This is a genomic window from Amycolatopsis sacchari, assembly GCF_900114035.1.
Taxonomy (GTDB): Bacteria; Actinomycetota; Actinomycetes; order Mycobacteriales; family Pseudonocardiaceae; genus Amycolatopsis_E; species Amycolatopsis_E sacchari.
The window spans coordinates 24531-38679 of the sequence record NZ_FORP01000013.1 but is presented as its reverse complement, the minus strand read 5'-3'; the positions used below and the strand labels follow the sequence as shown (position 1 = coordinate 38679).

14 protein-coding genes are annotated in these 14149 nt (G+C 70.4%); 8 read left to right on the top strand and 6 right to left on the bottom strand.

What is annotated here, in order from left to right; translation table 11 throughout:
* Window positions 1–4: 4 nt before the first annotated feature.
* A complete protein-coding gene (locus tag BMZ92_RS36935) occupies window positions 5–145 on the bottom strand; it encodes a hypothetical protein (RefSeq protein WP_177228806.1) in 141 nt (46 codons plus the stop codon).
* 180 nt (window positions 146–325) lie between these two features.
* Window positions 326–1735 (bottom strand): carboxylesterase/lipase family protein, encoded by a 1410-nt coding sequence (locus BMZ92_RS21355; protein WP_177228805.1) that lies wholly within the window; start codon window positions 1733–1735, stop codon window positions 326–328.
* Window positions 1736–2096: 361 nt separating this feature from the next.
* On the opposite strand from BMZ92_RS21355, the gene BMZ92_RS21350 reads away from it, so the two are divergent.
* Together BMZ92_RS21350 and BMZ92_RS21345 are read left to right on the top strand one after the other, a co-directional pair.
* A complete protein-coding gene (locus tag BMZ92_RS21350; protein ID WP_091510466.1) occupies window positions 2097–3044 on the top strand; it encodes an SDR family oxidoreductase in 948 nt (315 codons plus the stop codon).
* Window positions 3045–3051: 7 nt separating this feature from the next.
* Entirely contained in the window at window positions 3052–3903 is an 852-nt protein-coding gene (locus BMZ92_RS21345; protein WP_091510464.1) for a helix-turn-helix transcriptional regulator, read from the top strand.
* On the opposite strand, the gene BMZ92_RS21340 is transcribed toward BMZ92_RS21345, so the two are convergent.
* Entirely contained in the window at window positions 3900–5081 is a 1182-nt protein-coding gene (locus BMZ92_RS21340; RefSeq protein WP_177228804.1) for a TetR/AcrR family transcriptional regulator, read from the bottom strand. The two genes, BMZ92_RS21345 and BMZ92_RS21340, sit on opposite strands and share 4 nt — an antisense overlap.
* A gap of 44 nt (window positions 5082–5125) precedes the next feature.
* On the bottom strand, window positions 5126–6673 hold the full coding sequence (locus BMZ92_RS21335) for a long-chain-fatty-acid--CoA ligase (RefSeq protein WP_091510459.1): 1548 nt from the start codon (window positions 6671–6673) through the stop codon (window positions 5126–5128).
* Between the two features lie 119 nt (window positions 6674–6792).
* Between BMZ92_RS21335 and BMZ92_RS21330 the strand changes: the two genes are divergently transcribed.
* The 5 genes from BMZ92_RS21330 to BMZ92_RS21310 are packed head-to-tail and all read left to right on the top strand — an operon-like array spanning window position 6793 to window position 11160.
* Window positions 6793–7968 (top strand): lipid-transfer protein, encoded by a 1176-nt coding sequence (locus tag BMZ92_RS21330; RefSeq protein WP_091510456.1) that lies wholly within the window; start codon window positions 6793–6795, stop codon window positions 7966–7968.
* Window positions 7968–8426: a MaoC family dehydratase N-terminal domain-containing protein gene (locus tag BMZ92_RS21325; RefSeq protein ID WP_091510455.1), complete on the top strand. Its 459-nt coding sequence runs from the start codon at window positions 7968–7970 to the stop codon at window positions 8424–8426. Before BMZ92_RS21330 ends, BMZ92_RS21325 begins: the two co-directional genes overlap by 1 nt.
* On the top strand, window positions 8423–8809 hold the full coding sequence (locus BMZ92_RS21320; protein WP_218153516.1) for a MaoC/PaaZ C-terminal domain-containing protein: 387 nt from the start codon (window positions 8423–8425) through the stop codon (window positions 8807–8809). The genes BMZ92_RS21325 and BMZ92_RS21320 overlap by 4 nt, the downstream gene beginning before the upstream one ends.
* Window positions 8810–8829: 20 nt before the next feature.
* Entirely contained in the window at window positions 8830–9660 is an 831-nt protein-coding gene (locus BMZ92_RS21315; protein WP_091510452.1) for an SDR family NAD(P)-dependent oxidoreductase, read from the top strand.
* A gap of 9 nt (window positions 9661–9669) precedes the next feature.
* Window positions 9670–11160 (top strand): carboxylesterase/lipase family protein, encoded by a 1491-nt coding sequence (locus tag BMZ92_RS21310; RefSeq protein WP_091510450.1) that lies wholly within the window; start codon window positions 9670–9672, stop codon window positions 11158–11160.
* Window positions 11161–11164: 4 nt separating this feature from the next.
* Here the strand turns inward: BMZ92_RS21310 and BMZ92_RS21305 are convergent, their stop codons facing one another.
* Window positions 11165–11767: a TetR/AcrR family transcriptional regulator gene (locus BMZ92_RS21305; RefSeq protein ID WP_245783181.1), complete on the bottom strand. Its 603-nt coding sequence runs from the start codon at window positions 11765–11767 to the stop codon at window positions 11165–11167.
* A gap of 83 nt (window positions 11768–11850) precedes the next feature.
* Here BMZ92_RS21305 and BMZ92_RS21300 point away from each other — a divergent pair, with 83 nt between their 5' ends.
* Complete coding sequence (locus tag BMZ92_RS21300) at window positions 11851–12777, top strand: SDR family oxidoreductase (protein ID WP_091510448.1); 927 nt, start codon at window positions 11851–11853, stop codon at window positions 12775–12777.
* A 10-nt stretch (window positions 12778–12787) separates the two neighbouring features.
* Here BMZ92_RS21300 and BMZ92_RS21295 read toward each other — a convergent pair whose 3' ends face one another.
* The gene (locus tag BMZ92_RS21295; protein ID WP_091510445.1) at window positions 12788–13996 is read right to left on the bottom strand and encodes a bile acid:sodium symporter family protein; all 1209 of its coding nucleotides are present in this window, start codon (window positions 13994–13996) and stop codon (window positions 12788–12790) included.
* Window positions 13997–14149 lie beyond the last annotated feature (153 nt).

The following is a 14149-nucleotide window of genomic DNA, read 5'->3' as shown; positions in this document are numbered from 1 at the left end:
ACGCCTACCGGCACCCGTCCCACGCCCGGCGCAGTGCGGCGTCCGGATCGTCGACCACGGAAACGGTCTCGCCGAGCAGTGCCGTCGTGCGGGTTTCGGCGCGGTAGGCGGGCCAGCCGGGATCTCCGCCAGTGATGAACCGCACCCACACGTCGTGCGTCGAGGCGGCGACCGCACGGGCAATACCGCTAAGTTTAGGCGAGTTTCCGCAGCTCAGAGGCGTTTGGAGGCGTCGCCCACAGAGCGGTCACACCCCGACAGAACAGTTGCCTCAATTGAAGATTCCCCTCAACCGCAACGGCGACTGTCTTAAGTGGAGAACCGCCTAACCGGCGGGAACGACTGAACAGAGCCTCCGGTAACGCCCTGACCAGGTAAAACGTACTAACTTAGCGGTATTGACCGCACGGGAGGGGACCGGCCCGGTCAAGGGCTCGAGCTCCGGCCGGCCGGTGGTGTCGAAGACGTAAGGCAGTTCGACCGCGTGGGCGGCACCGAGGCCGTGGTTGTCCTCGGGGCGCGGCCAGTCGAACCGGTAAAGCCACGTTGTCCCTCCGCCTTGTGCGCGTGCTTCCGCGAGCCGGACGGCCGGCACGGTGTAGTACCAGTCGGTCACCACCTGTGCCAGCAGGTCGCCGGGCGCCAGCCCGGGAAAACGGCGGCGGTAGGTTTCGAGCCCGGCCCGCGGGAGGCCGTACGCCGCCGCGAGCTCGGCCAGAGCCGTCTCGTCGATGTCGCCGATGATCCCGGGGGCGACGAGGAAGAGCCGCGCCTCCTGGCGGTTGGCACCGGCCAGCACCGCGACGTCACTGCCCGCGCCACTGCTGAAAGCCTCCAGCGGGTGCCGTGGCAGGTTCGCGCCGTCGACGACGGGGGCGAACGGCAGCGTGCTCAGCGCGAGCGCACCCCATTTCGCCACATCGCGGGTCGTCTGGATCTCGGTGACGAGCTCGGTGACGGCCTCCACCACCGAACCCAGGTCCACGTCCGCGATCGCCGCGCGTTCGGGCTCGGTGCCGAGCATTCCGGCCAGCGTACGGGCGACGGTGATGCCGGTCTCCGCGGTCAGGGTGTTCGCGGCCGCCCCGGACTGGGCGATCACCTGGTTGAAGAGCCCAGCGGCCGACGGCATCGACAGCAGGGTCGTCACCGCCATCGCTCCGGCCGACTGCCCGCCGACGGTGACCCGCGCCGGGTCTCCGCCGAAGGCGCGGATGTTCGCCTGGACCCAGCGGAGCGCCGCGATCTGGTCCAGCAGACCGAGGTTCGCCGTTCCCGCACCACGATCGGCCGCGGTGAACAGGAAACCTTCGGCGCCCAGGCGGTAGTTGACAGCCACGCACACCACGCCGTCCCTGGCGAACGCGGAACCGTCGTAGGCCGCGACCGCGTTGGAACCGTTCGTGAACGAGCCGCCGTGCACCCACACGAAGACCGGCAGGGATCCACCGGGGAGCGCATCGGCCGGTGTCCACACGTTGAGGTTGAGGCACTCCTCGCCGGGGATCACCGGCTCGGGAAAAATGGTCCGGTACTGCGGCGGATACTCGCCCTTGGGGGCGGTCGGCCCGTACGAGGTCGCCTCCCGCACCCCGTGCCACGGGCGCACCGGCGCCGGCGGCTTCATCCGGTGCGGACCGAAGGGTGGTGCGGCATAAGGAATCCCGAGGAACCGCGCTACCCCGTACTCGGTCGTGCCCCGGATGGTCCCACCGGTAATCGCAACGTCGACCACGGCCGCCTCCAGCTACATTTCGTAGGTTTGTAGCATAGTGGCTCGCGTCACCCCCGCCGTCAAGGTTCCAGGCCGCGATGATCATCCCCGGCACGTCGTCGGTCGCGCACCCGGCCGAGAACGTCGCGGGCGCGGGAATCCAACAGAGTTCCCTGCGCGAGCGCAAGAAGGCGCGCACCCGCGCCGAGTTGCCGCGAACAACTCCGCAGCGGCGTCCCGCTGTTCGGCGAGCCGGTCGTGGGCTCCTCGTGGCCGGCGGCCGGCGCGATGATAAGGCGACCGGTCCGAGCTGTCCAGGGAGCATCGCACCGCGGACGAGACAGCCCTTCTGGTCCGGCAGCGCGCAGGCAATTCTGGTGCCATGGCTCGAACTTCCACGGATATCGACGTTCCCGACCTCAGCGGAAAACTCGCGGTGGTGACCGGCGCGAGCGACGGCATCGGCTGGCACATCGTCGCGCGCCTCGCCCGTGCCGGCGCCGAGGTGGTCCTCCCCGTGCGCTCACGGCCCAAAGGGACAGCCGCGGTCGAGCGGATCCGCGCGCAGACCCCGGGCGCGAAGCTCTCGCTGCGCACGCTCGACCTCGCCTCGCTGGAGTCCGTCGCCGCGCTGGCGGACGGGCTCCTCAGCGATGGACGCCCGATCGACATCCTCATCAACAACGCGGGGATCATGTCGCCGCCCACGCGCCAGACCACGGCCGACGGTTTCGAGCTGCAGTTCGGCGTCAACCACCTCGGCCCCGTCGCGCTGACCACCCGGCTGCTCCCCCTGCTGCGGGCCGGCCGCGCCCGCGTCACCACCCAGATCGCCCTCGCGGCCGATCAGCACGAGCTGCACTGGGACGATCTGCAGTGGGAGCGCGGCTACCACCCGTTCCGCGCCTACTGCTCGTCGAAGATCGCACTCGGGCTGTGGGCGCTGGAACTCGACCGCCGCAGCACCCGGGGCGGGTGGGGCGTCACGAGCAACCTGGCGCATCCGGGTGTCTCGCCGACGAACCTGCTCGCCGCGCAACCGGGAATGGGCCGCCCGAAGGACACTCGCGACGTGCGCATCGCGCGGCTGCTCTCGCGGCTGGGTTTGCTGCTCGGCACTCCGGAGACCGCGGCGTTGCCCGCGGTGTACGCCGCCACCGATCCGTCCGCGGTCGGCGGCGGGTTCTACGGTCCGGGTGGCTATCGCCATCTGCGCGGCGCACCCGCGGCGGAGCCGCTGTACAGCCGGCTGTCGAGCGCTGAGGAAGCCTCGCGCGTCTGGGAGATCTCGGCGGAACTGGCCGGTGTCGCATCGCTCGCGAAAGAATAGAACCCTTATGGACCGATCACAGCTCGCGGACTTCCTGCGGCGGCGCCGCGAAGCACTCGAACCCGAGGAGGTCGGGCTCACCCGCGGCACGCGGCGCCGTGCTCCCGGGCTGCGCCGCGAGGAAGTGGCGATGCTCTGCGACATGTCCGTCGACTACTACAGCCGGCTGGAGCAGGCGCGGAGTTCGCAGCCATCGCAGCAGATGCTCGCGGCGATCGCCCGCGGTCTGCGGCTCACCGTCGACGAACGCGACCACCTCTTCCGGCTCGCCGGGCAGAATCCGCCGACGAGGACACCGGCCGACTCGCACGTCGCGCCGGGGCTGATGCGGCTGCTCGACAGGCTCAGCGACACCCCCGTCGTCGTGATGAGCGGCCTCGGTGAGACGCTGCTGCAGACCTCGCCCGCGAGAGCGTTGTTCGGCGACGAACGGACGCTGACCGGCCTCTCCCGGATCGCCGCGTACCGGTGGTTCACCGATCCCTCGTCCCGCAGCGCGTACCTGCCGGAGGATCACGCTGTGCAGTCCGGGATCCTGACGGCGGACCTTCGCGCGGCATACGGCACCCACGGGCCCTCGTCGATCGTGGGGTCCGTTGTGGACGCTCTGCTCGCGGAGAGCCCCGAGTTCGCGGGCCTGTGGGCGAAGCACGACGTGACGACGCCGCATTCCTACGAAAAACGGCTCCAGCACCCGGAAGTCGGGCTGATGAGCCTGCACTGCCAGATCCTCCACGACCACCAGCAGGGGCAGTCCCTGATCGTGTTCACCGCCCTGCCGGGAAGTGACAGCCAGCAGAAGCTGGACCTGCTCGCCGTGCTCGGCAGCGAACGGTTCGCCCCGGAACGGGGGCACTAGGCGCCGGTGCTGAGGACGGCCCTGGCCAGAGCGGCCGCCTCGCTGGCGAGGTGCGGGCGCGTGGCGAGCCGGTGGACGCCGACGAAGTGGTTGACCACGCTCAGCGCCGCGTGCACGAGGACCCGCACGTCGGTCTCCGCCAGCTCCGGCCTGGACCGTCCGAGCAGGACGGCCCACTCGTGGACGTAGGCCTGCTGGTACCGGCGGAACCGCTCGCGGTCGGCTTCCTCGAGGCTGATGATCTCCGACAGCAGCACCGAAATCGTGGCCGGCAGCTCGGCGGCGAGGGTGGCGTAGCTGTCCAGCACCCGGTCGAGCGCGTCGGCCACACTGTCGGCCGCGGCGAGAGCCTGGTGCAGGGCGAGCCAGATCGCCTCGTTGCCGCGGGTGAGCGCCGCGACCAGGATCTCGGTCTTGCCGCCGAAGTGCCTGTAGATCACCGGCCCGGAGAGACTGGCGGCGGCACTGATGTCGGTGATCCCCACCGCGCTGTAGCCGCGCCGGTCGAACAACCTGATGGCAGCGGCGAGAATCGCCTCCCGGCGCGAGGCGGGAAGCTGCGGCGCGGCGCCCGGCTTCGGGGCGCCGGGCAGGACATCGTGCGCGGGAACAGGAGCGCGCAGCACAGCGGCGGCGGCCTGGGTGAGCAGCCGGACGAAGTCGTCCGGCGCGAGCTCGACGTGGTGCCGCGAGGGGCTCGACAGCACGGCGTACAGCGCGTGCGTCCGCAGCCGCGCCTCGTCGGCGCGGTGCGCGAACTCGGCGGCCACGGCCTTGGTCACCCGGACTGTGATCGCGTTCAGCCGCGAGCGCAACGCGGCCCTGTCGTCGTCGGGCAGGGACGCCAGGTCCCGGCCCCACAACGTGCCGAACTCACGCCGCTCCAGCGCGAGCCGGGCCAGCGCCTCGACGGTCGCGGCCAGGTCCCGCGGCTCGCGGGTCAGGCGGTCGAGCTCGACGAGGGTGCGGTCGAGGACGGCGACGAGGAGGTCCTGCTTGCCGCGGAAGTGGCGGTACAGCGCGCTGGCGCCGATGTCGACCGCCTCGGCGATGTCGGCCATGGCGACCTGGTGGTAACCGACCTGCCAGAACTGACGGGCGGCGGCGTCGAGGATCTGCTGCTTCCGGTCACGCGGCCGTCGCCGGGCGACCGCCTGCTGTCGACTCGGCGTGGCCACGCAGGCGATTATCCCTTCCGGCGGGACCCGCGCCCCGGCGGCGGTCAATGCACCTGCCTGGCGGCTTCGCCCCAGTACCGCCTGCGCAGTTCCCGCTTGAGGATCTTGCCCGCGCCCGACAGGGGCAGCGCGTCGACGAACTCGGCGGTGCGAGGGGCTTTGTACCCCGCGATCAGGGTTTTGGCGTGTTCGCGCAACTCCTCGGCGGTGACGTGCCGGCCCTCGTGCAGGACGACGACGGCGTGCACGCGTTCTCCCCACTCGGCGTCGGGCACTCCGATCACGGCACACGCGGCGACGGCGGGATGGGCCGCCAGCGCGTTTTCGACCTCGGCGGAGTAGACGTTCTCGCCACCGGTGACGATCATGTCCTTCATCCGGTCCACGATGTACACGTAGCCGGCGTCGTCCATGTAGCCGCCGTCGCCCGTGTGCATCCACCCCCCGCGCAACGCTTCCGCGCTCTGCTCGGGCTGGTTCCAGTAACCGAGCATGACGTGCCCACCCTTCACGACAATCTCCCCCACGGTGCCGCGCGGGACCTCGCGGTCTTCGGCGTCGACGATCCGGACCTCCGCGTGCGGAGCGGCCCGGCCCGCGGACGGCAGGAGATCTGCTCGGTGGTGGTCGTCGGGGCCGAGCAGGGTCGCCACCGGGCCCAGTTCGGTCATCCCGTAGGCCTGCGTGAACGACGCGTTGGGGAACGCCTTCATGGCCCGTTCGAGAACCGGCTGCGTGATGGGCGAACCTCCGTAGGCGATCGTCCGCAGGCTGCTCACGTCGTGGCGGTCCAGCTCCGGGCTGTCGAGCAGCAGCTGGATCATCACCGGGATCAGCAGCACGTCGGTGACCCCGTGGGCGGCGATCGCGCTCAGCACGGCGGCCGGGTCGAACGCGGGCACGAACACCTGCGTGCTGCCGCTGGTGGTGGCGGCGTTCCAGCCCACGAAGTCGGCGAGGTGGAACATCGGTGCCGCGTGCAGGTACCGCATCCCGGGGGCGAAGAGGTGGCCGCTGGAGGCGACCCCGAGCGCGGAGACCATGAGGTTGTCGTGGGAGAGCATGACACCCTTGCCGTGGCCGGTGGTGCCGCCGGTGTAGAACAGCCCGGCGATCTCGTTCCCGCCACGGCGGACGTCCTCGGCCGGCTCACTGCCCGCGACCAGTTCTTCGTACGACAGCGTGCCGTCCGGTGCCGCGCCGTCCCCGGCGTGGATCACTGTGGTCAGCCCGGGATGTGCGTCGCGCAGCGCCGGGACCAGGTGCGCGAACGCGTCGTCGACCAGCAGCACGCGAGTGCCGGAATCACGGAGTGAATACGCGATCTCGGCCGCGCTCCAGCGGACGTTGACCGGGTTGAGCACCGCGTTCGCCCACGGGACCGCGAGCAGGTACTCGTGGTACCGGTCGGAGTTCAGCGACAGCATCGCCACCCGGTCGCCGCCGCCGACGCCCAGCCCGCGCAGCGCGGCGGCCAGCCGCGCGACCCGCTCCGCCACCTCCGCGAAGGTGCGTTGCCGGTCCCGGTAGACGGTCGCGACTCCGTTCGGGTTCTGCTGGACGGCCCGGTGCAGGCCCTGCGTGAGGTACATGCGACACACTCCGTTGTGAATCTCCGTTATCGCAACTATCGGATCAAAGTCTTCCTCTGTCAATGCTGATAGTGGTACTAAGTGAATATCCGATACAGACGACCGCGGGAGGTGCCCGAATGGGCCGACGGGCGGCGGTGGCGGGCGTGGGGATGGTGCCCTTCGCGACGCCGAGCCGGAGCAAGAGCTATGACGTGCTGGCCGAGACCGCGGTGCGGGCCGCGCTGACCGACGCCGGGATCGGCTTGGACCGGGTGGAGCAGGCCTACGCCGGTTACGTGTACGGCGACTCGACCAGCGGGCAGAACGCGCTGTACCGGGTCGGCATGACGGGCGTGCCGGTGATCAACGTCAGCAACAACTGCTCGACGGGGTCCTCGGCGCTGTTCCTGGCGCGGCAGGCCGTGACCTCGGGGGCGGCGGACTGCGTACTGGCCTTCGGGTTCGAGCAGATGCGGCGTGGTGCGCTGAAAGGGTACTGGGACGACCGGCCCAGCCCGTTCGCGCGGTTCGACGCGGTGCTGGGTGACGACGGTGCGGACGTGCCGATGGCGCCGCGGTACTTCGGCGGTGCCGGTGCGGCGTACTGCGAGCGCTACGGCCTGGACCCGCGGGTGTTCGCGCGGATCGCGGTCAAGGCGCGGCGCCACGCCGCGAACAACCCCTACGCGGTGTTCACCGGGCAGGTCACGGTCGAGGAGGTGCTCGCGTCACCGCGCATCACCGGGCCGCTCACCCGGCTCCAGTGCTGCCCGCCCACGTGCGGCGCCGCGGCGGCGGTGGTGGTGAGCGAGGAGTTCGCGCGCCGCCACGGGCTGCGCACCGGCGTCGTCATCACGGCGCAGGCCATGACCACCGACACCCCGGCCAGCTTCGGCGGCGACCTGATGAAGCTCGTCGGGTACGACATGACGAAGTCCGCCGCGCACCAGGTCTACGAAACCGCCGGTGTGTCCCCAGAGGACATTCCCGTGGTGGAGTTGCACGACTGCTTCACGACGAACGAACTGCTGTCCTACGAGGCGCTCGGGCTGACCCCGGAGGGCACGGCCGAAAAGTTCATCGCCGACGGTGACAACACCTATGGCGGCCGCGTGGTCACCAACCCCTCGGGCGGGTTGCTGTCCAAGGGCCACCCGCTCGGTGCCACGGGTCTCGCGCAGTGCGCCGAACTGGTGTGGCAGCTGCGCGGCGAAGCCGGCCCGCGACAGGTCGAGGGCGCGAACATCGCGCTGCAGCACAACATCGGGCTCGGCGGCGCCGCGGTGGTCACCCTCTACGAGAAGGTCCGCTGATGGCGATCGATCCCGGCCGGGCGAAGGCGCTCGCGCTGGACCCGATCACGGTGGCCGTCGAGCGGGGCAGGCTGGCGTTCTTCGCGCGGGCGACCGGCCAGCACGATCCCGTGTACTCCGATCCCGACGCCGCCGAGGCCGCCGGTCATCCGGACCTCCCGGTGCCGCCCACGTTCTTCTTCAGCCTGGAACTCGAATCCCCCGATCCGTTCGCCTACCTCACCGCGCTCGGCGTCGACCTGCGGGACGTGCTGCACGGCGAACAGGCCTTCACCTACCATTCGCTCGCGCACGCCGGGGACACCCTCACCCTGCGGCCCCGCATCGTCGACGTGTTCGCCAAGAAGGGCGGCGCGCTCGAGTTCCTCGTGAAGAAGACCGAGATCACCCGCGGCGGCGAGCCGGTCGCGGACGCCACTTCGACCCTCGTCGTGCGGAACCCGGAGGCGGCCCCGTGATCCAGGTCGGCGACGAACTCCCGGCGTTCACCGCTGAGCCCATCTCCCGCACCACACTGGCCCTGTTCGCGGGTGCTTCGGGCGACCACAACCCGATCCACCTCGACCTCGACGTCGCGCGCGGCGCCGGGCTCGACGACGTGTTCGCCCACGGCATGCTCTCGATGGCCTACCTCGGCCGCCTCCTCACCGACTGGGTGCCGCAGGAGCGCATCCGCGCCTACCGCGTCCGGTTCGCGGCGATCACGCCCGTGCACACCAGGCCGACCTGCACCGGGCGCGTCACCGCGCTCACCGGCGGCGTGGCCACCGTCGAGGTCGCGGTGACCCTCGACGACGGCACCACCACCCTCACCGGCGAAGCCGCGATCGCGCTCGCCTGACCGGAAAAGGCAGGACAGTCATGGGAAAACTCGACGGTAAGACGGCACTCGTCACCGGTTCGGGCCGGGGCATCGGCGCGGAGCTCGCCCGCAAGCTCGCCGCGGAGGGCGCCGCGGTCGTCGTCAACGACCTCGACGAGGCCCCGGCGAAGGAGACCGTCGCGGCGATCGAGGCGGCCGGGGGAAGGGCGGTCGCGTGCGCCGGCAGCGTCACGGAGGACGGCTTCGCCGACCGGTTCGTCCGCGCCGCCACGGACTCCTTCGGCGGGCTGGACATCATCGTCAACAACGCCGGTTACACGTGGGATTCGGTCGTGCAGAAGATGACCGACGAGCAGTGGGACGCGATCCTCGACGTCCACCTCAAGGCCCCGTTCCGCATCCTGCGCGCCGCGCAGCCGGTCATCTCGCGCCTGGTCAAGGCCGCGAAGGAGAACGGCGAGCCGGTGCCGTGCCGGAAGGTCGTGAACATCTCCTCGATCGCGGGGCTCGGGGGCAGCGCCGGGCAGGTCAACTACTCCGCGGCGAAGGCGGGCGTCACCGGCCTGACGAAGGCACTCGCCAAGGAGTGGGGCCGGTACAACGTCACGGTCAACACCGTCGCGTTCGGACTGATCAGGACGCGCTTGACCGACGCCACCGCCGACGAGGGCAGCACCATCGACGTCGCGGGCCGCGAGATCCGGGTCGGGGTCAACCCGGACCTGCTCGCCACGATGGAACGGCAGATCCCGCTCGGCCGCGCGGGCACCCCGGCGGAGGCCGCCGGTGCGGTGTACCTGCTGTGCCTGCCCGAATCCGACTACATCAGCGCCCAGACCCTCGTCTGCGGCGGCGGTTTCACGATCTGAAGGAGCACCATGACCTCGGACAGGATCCGCGTCCGGCTGTCCGACGGGACGGCCGAGGGTGTTGTGGCGCAAGGCGTGCAGTGCTTCTACAGCCTGCCCTACGCCGCACCGCTGACGAACGGGCGCCGTTTCCGGACACCGGCTCCCGTCGAACCGTGGAGCGGGATCCGGGACGCCACGCGGCCGGGTCCGTCAGCGCCGCAGAACCCTCCCCCACCGTCCGAAATCGCCCTCGGTCCCTTCGCCGCGACTTCCGGGGTTGCGGGCCCGGATTACCTGACCCTCAACGTTTTCGCTCCGGTGCGAGCCTCGGCGGCACTTCCTGTGATGGTGTTCGTCCACGGGGGCAGCTTCGTCGCGGGAAGCAAGGACGCACCGGTCACCGACGGGCGCGCCTTCGCGCGTGACGGCGTCGTCTGCGTGGTGATCAACTACCGTCTCGGCATCGAAGGGTTCCTGCCACTGGACGGGGTGCCCACCAACCTCGGGCTGCGGGACATGATCGCGGCACTGCGGTGGGTGGCGCGGAACGCGCACCAGTTCGGCGGGGACCCGCACAACGTCACGATGTTCGGCGAATCAGGAGGCGCCTACTGCGTGGCCGCGCTGATGACCTCTCCCCTCGCCCGAGGGCTCTTCCACCGCGCGATCTGCCAGAGCGGGCACGCGTACGCCAGCCGCGACGAAGCGCTCCTGCGCCAGGTTTCCGAGCAAACCGCCCGCTACCTCGGCGTCGCCCCGGACCGGGACGGTTTCCTGGCGGTGAGCGTCGAGAGGATGCTCGAAGCACAGGCGTGGATCATGACCCCCGAAGCCAGGATCGACCTGCGCGACGCCAGCGGCACGGACCCCAGCTTCGGTCTCACGCGGTTCCTGCCCGTACACGGCGACGATGTCCTGCCGGTGCCGCCGCTGGACGCCCTCCGCCAGGGCGCGGGACGTGATGTGGACCTTCTCATCAGCACCAACGCGGAAGAGGCGAACCTGTTCCTCGTGCCCGGTGGCCTGCGGGACACCATCGACCGGGAAACGGCGGTGCTGTTCCTGGAACGGGGGCTGGCACGCGCGCGAGAGGCGCTCACCGCCTACGGCTTCGACGACCCGGGCCACAAGCCCGGCCACGTGCTCGCCCGCGCGTTGACCGACCTGATGTTCCGGTCCATGGCACGCCGGACGGCCGAGGTGCACACCGGCCGCTCCTGGGTGTGCGAGTTCGACTGGCGCTCACCGGCACTGGGCGGCGAATTCGGTGCCGCACACGCGGTGGAGCTGCCGTTCGTCTTCGACACGCTGGACGCCGCACGGGGCGCCCACGGCGTCCTCGGGATGGCCCGCCCCCAGGAACTGGCGGACTCCGTGCACGGGCGCTGGATCGAGTTCGCCCGCTCCGGACGTCCGGACTGGCCTGAATTCGACCGGGCCGACCGTCAGGTGTTCTCTCTGACAGGCGGTTCGGCTGCCGCCGAACCGCCCATGCCTGCCACGCGCTTCCTGCGCTGAGAACTCAGCCGCACTCGGTGCGGAGCACGGCGGCGCACTGGTCGAAGAGCGTGCTGATCTCGGCGCGGCCGTCGCCGGCGACCCAGGTTTCCAGCGCCGCGTCCGCGCAGGCGGCGGCCGCGGCGATCAGCGCACGCGCGCGCGGGTCGGGGCCCGGGTCCTCGATGCCCATTCTCGCCTCGACGACCGGCAACAGCGCGTCCTGCATGCGCAGCCGCTTCTCGATGAAGCGGGCGCGCAGGGACGCGGTGCCCAGGATGACGCGCATCCGTTCGAGCAGCTGGTCCGGCCGGCCGGACGACAGCGTGGCGAGGAAGCCCGCGCGCAGGGCGGTCCAGGCGGAGACGTCGGCGGGCTGCCTCCGGACGGTGTCCACCAGGACCGCCGCGAACATCTCCTCGTCGCCACCGATGAGGTCTTCCTTCGTGCCGAAGTAGCGGAACAGCGTCCGCTGGGAGACGCCGGCCTCGCGGGCGATCTGCGCGATCGTCGTCTGCTCGAAGCCCTGCTCGGTGAACAGCCGCAGCGCGGTGTCGCTGATCTCCCGCCCGGCCATCTGCCGGGACCGTTCGCGCAGCGTGAGCGGCCTGCGTTCCTCGTCCTCCACGCCGCCGAGCTTACCCGACCGGTGTCAATATGACCGCTACCTTCATTTTGACAGCGACTGCCAATTAGTCCTACGCTGCCATCATGGAAGCCAGAGACATCTCGTCTGTGCTCGTGATCGGCGCGTCCGGGTTCGTCGGCCGTCACGCGGTCGGCGAACTGCTCGAAAAGGGCTACCGCGTGCGCTGCGTCGCCCGCAGGCCCGAGGCGATCGAGGACCTCGCCGCCCGTGGCTGCGAGGTCGTCAAGGGCGACATCACCGACGCGGGGTCCATGGGGCGGGCGCTGGATTCGATGGACGCCGTCGTCGTGTGCGTGCACACGCTGCTCCCCCGGGCGCGCGGGACGGACGCGTCGGCCGACTTCGTCGAAACCGAACTCGAGGGCCTGCGGAACATCGTCGCCGGGTGCCGGGCGAACAACGTCGGACGGCTCGTCTACGTCACGTTCCTCGGCGTCAGACCCGACGCCGAGAACCCGTGGACGCGGGGCCGCTGGAAGGCCGAGCAGTACCTGTTCGACAGCGGCCTGGACGTGACGGTCTTCCGCCCCGGCATGATCGTGGGTACCGGCGGGCGGGGGTTCGGCGTCCTGATGAGCCAGGCCAGGAACCCGGTCTCGGTGATACTGGGCAACGGCAGACAGCGCTTCCAGCACATTGCCGTGACCGACCTCGCCTACTACCTGGTCGGCTCGCTGGCCCGGCCGGAAACGTTCGGCCAGGCCTTCGACGTCGGCGGCAGCGAAATCCTGAGCTACAACCAGATGGTCGACCTGGCCGCCGGCGTGCTCGGGCGCGGCCGCACCGTGAAGCTCCACCTCCCGCGGTGGCCGCTCGCCATGGCCGCGCCGCTGATCGAGCGGGTGAGCCGCATGCCCCGCGGCTCGCTGCGTGCCTTCCTGGCCGGCCTCAAGACCGATTCGGTCGGCGACCCCGGCCCCATCCAGCGCATCCTGCCGCGTCAGCCCCTCAGCTTCACCGAGGCGGTGAAGCAGGTAGCGGGCAGGTAGGTCGGCGAGGTCAGTCGGCCACCGCCGAGTCCGGCACCCGCTGCGTCGGAGCCTCCCGGCCCGGCTGGTCGCGCCGCTGGAACCGGCGGGCGAAGACCATCACCGCCAGCAGGTTCTGGGTCTTGCCGTACACCACGGCCGGCACGATCGCGAGCGGACCGAAGTAGCTGGCCGCCAGCGCGGGCGCGATCGCGGCGTTCTCCACCCCGACCTCGAAGCACGACGCGATGCGCTGTTCGGTGGTGAACCGCAGGTACTTCGGGATGAAGTAGCCCAGCGACAGCCCGGCAAGGCCCTGGACCACGCACGCGGCGGCGACGTAACCGAGCACGTAGAGGTTGTTGAGCATGGTGGCGGTGCCCTTGGAGACGGTTCCCGTGAGCACGCAGGCCAGCGACAGCACGGCGAGCGGCCCCAGCACGGGTTTGACCGCCTCGACGACCCTCGGGAACAGCGTGCCGAAGATGCTCGCCACCACGACGGGGACCAGGACCGTCGTGGCGAGGTCGACGAACATCCCGTGGGCGTCCACGGAAGTGCTGCTGCCGACGAACAGTTTCACCAGCAGCGGCTGCAGGAACGGCGCGAGCAGCACGTTGACCGTGGTGGCCGAAACCGACAGCGCGAGATCGCCGCGCGCGATGAGGGTGAGGCTGTTCGAGGCCGCACCGGTCGGCGAGGTGCACAGCAGGATCATGCCGATCGCGAGGTCGTCCGCCAGGTGCGCGGGCAGCAGCAACCGGAAGGCGACGAAGGAAACGCAGTAGCCGACCAGGGGCATGACGAGCCACCTGAGCACGACCACGACCGACACGGCGCGGAGGTTGCGGGCCACCCCCAGCCACTCCCGGCCCATGATCTGCACCCCCATCACCACGAGGGTGATCGCCAGTATCGAGCTGAAGTGCGTGCCGACGAAGGTGTGGGAGACGGTCGGGTGGTAGACGAACCCGACTCCGATACCGAGCATGAGCCAGGTCGCCGAGGTGCCGGCGACGTACGCGCAGACCCCGCGCCAGCCCCGCTCGGCGGCGGGCCGCCGGGCCTGGAACGCCCGGTACCCCACCACGAGACCGGCGACCCAGAGGACGACGCTCGCCGCGAGCGCCACCGGACTGGCTCCCATCGGCATGCCCCGGAACCCGGACACGACGAAGGGCACGAGGAAGCCGAGGAGCAACAAGATCTGGGAACTCGCGGTGAGACGCCGTGGTGTCATGGGACAGTCCTTCCGGGATCGCCGGTATTCGGATAGCGAAATTCTCTTCGAACACCGAACGGATTCCTCAGCTTAACCCGATGTGTCAAGAGGGCACCGCGCGTCGATAGTGCCTGGTGCACCACAAGAGCCCGCGCCTTGACACCTGTTGCC

What these genes read in the sequence shown, in the direction of transcription:
- BMZ92_RS21350 (WP_091510466.1), top strand. Translation starts at nt 2,097, where the DNA reads ATGGCTCGAACTTCCACGGATATCGACGTTCCCGACCTCAGCGGAAAA.
- BMZ92_RS21345 (WP_091510464.1), top strand. Translation starts at nt 3,052, where the DNA reads ATGGACCGATCACAGCTCGCGGACTTCCTGCGGCGGCGCCGCGAAGCA.
- BMZ92_RS21335 (WP_091510459.1), bottom strand. Translation starts at nt 6,673, where the DNA reads ATGTACCTCACGCAGGGCCTGCACCGGGCCGTCCAGCAGAACCCGAAC.
- BMZ92_RS21330 (WP_091510456.1), top strand. Translation starts at nt 6,793, where the DNA reads ATGGGCCGACGGGCGGCGGTGGCGGGCGTGGGGATGGTGCCCTTCGCG.
- BMZ92_RS21325 (WP_091510455.1), top strand. Translation starts at nt 7,968, where the DNA reads ATGGCGATCGATCCCGGCCGGGCGAAGGCGCTCGCGCTGGACCCGATC.
- BMZ92_RS21315 (WP_091510452.1), top strand. Translation starts at nt 8,830, where the DNA reads ATGGGAAAACTCGACGGTAAGACGGCACTCGTCACCGGTTCGGGCCGG.
- BMZ92_RS21310 (WP_091510450.1), top strand. Translation starts at nt 9,670, where the DNA reads ATGACCTCGGACAGGATCCGCGTCCGGCTGTCCGACGGGACGGCCGAG.
- BMZ92_RS21300 (WP_091510448.1), top strand. Translation starts at nt 11,851, where the DNA reads ATGGAAGCCAGAGACATCTCGTCTGTGCTCGTGATCGGCGCGTCCGGG.
- BMZ92_RS21295 (WP_091510445.1), bottom strand. Translation starts at nt 13,996, where the DNA reads ATGACACCACGGCGTCTCACCGCGAGTTCCCAGATCTTGTTGCTCCTC.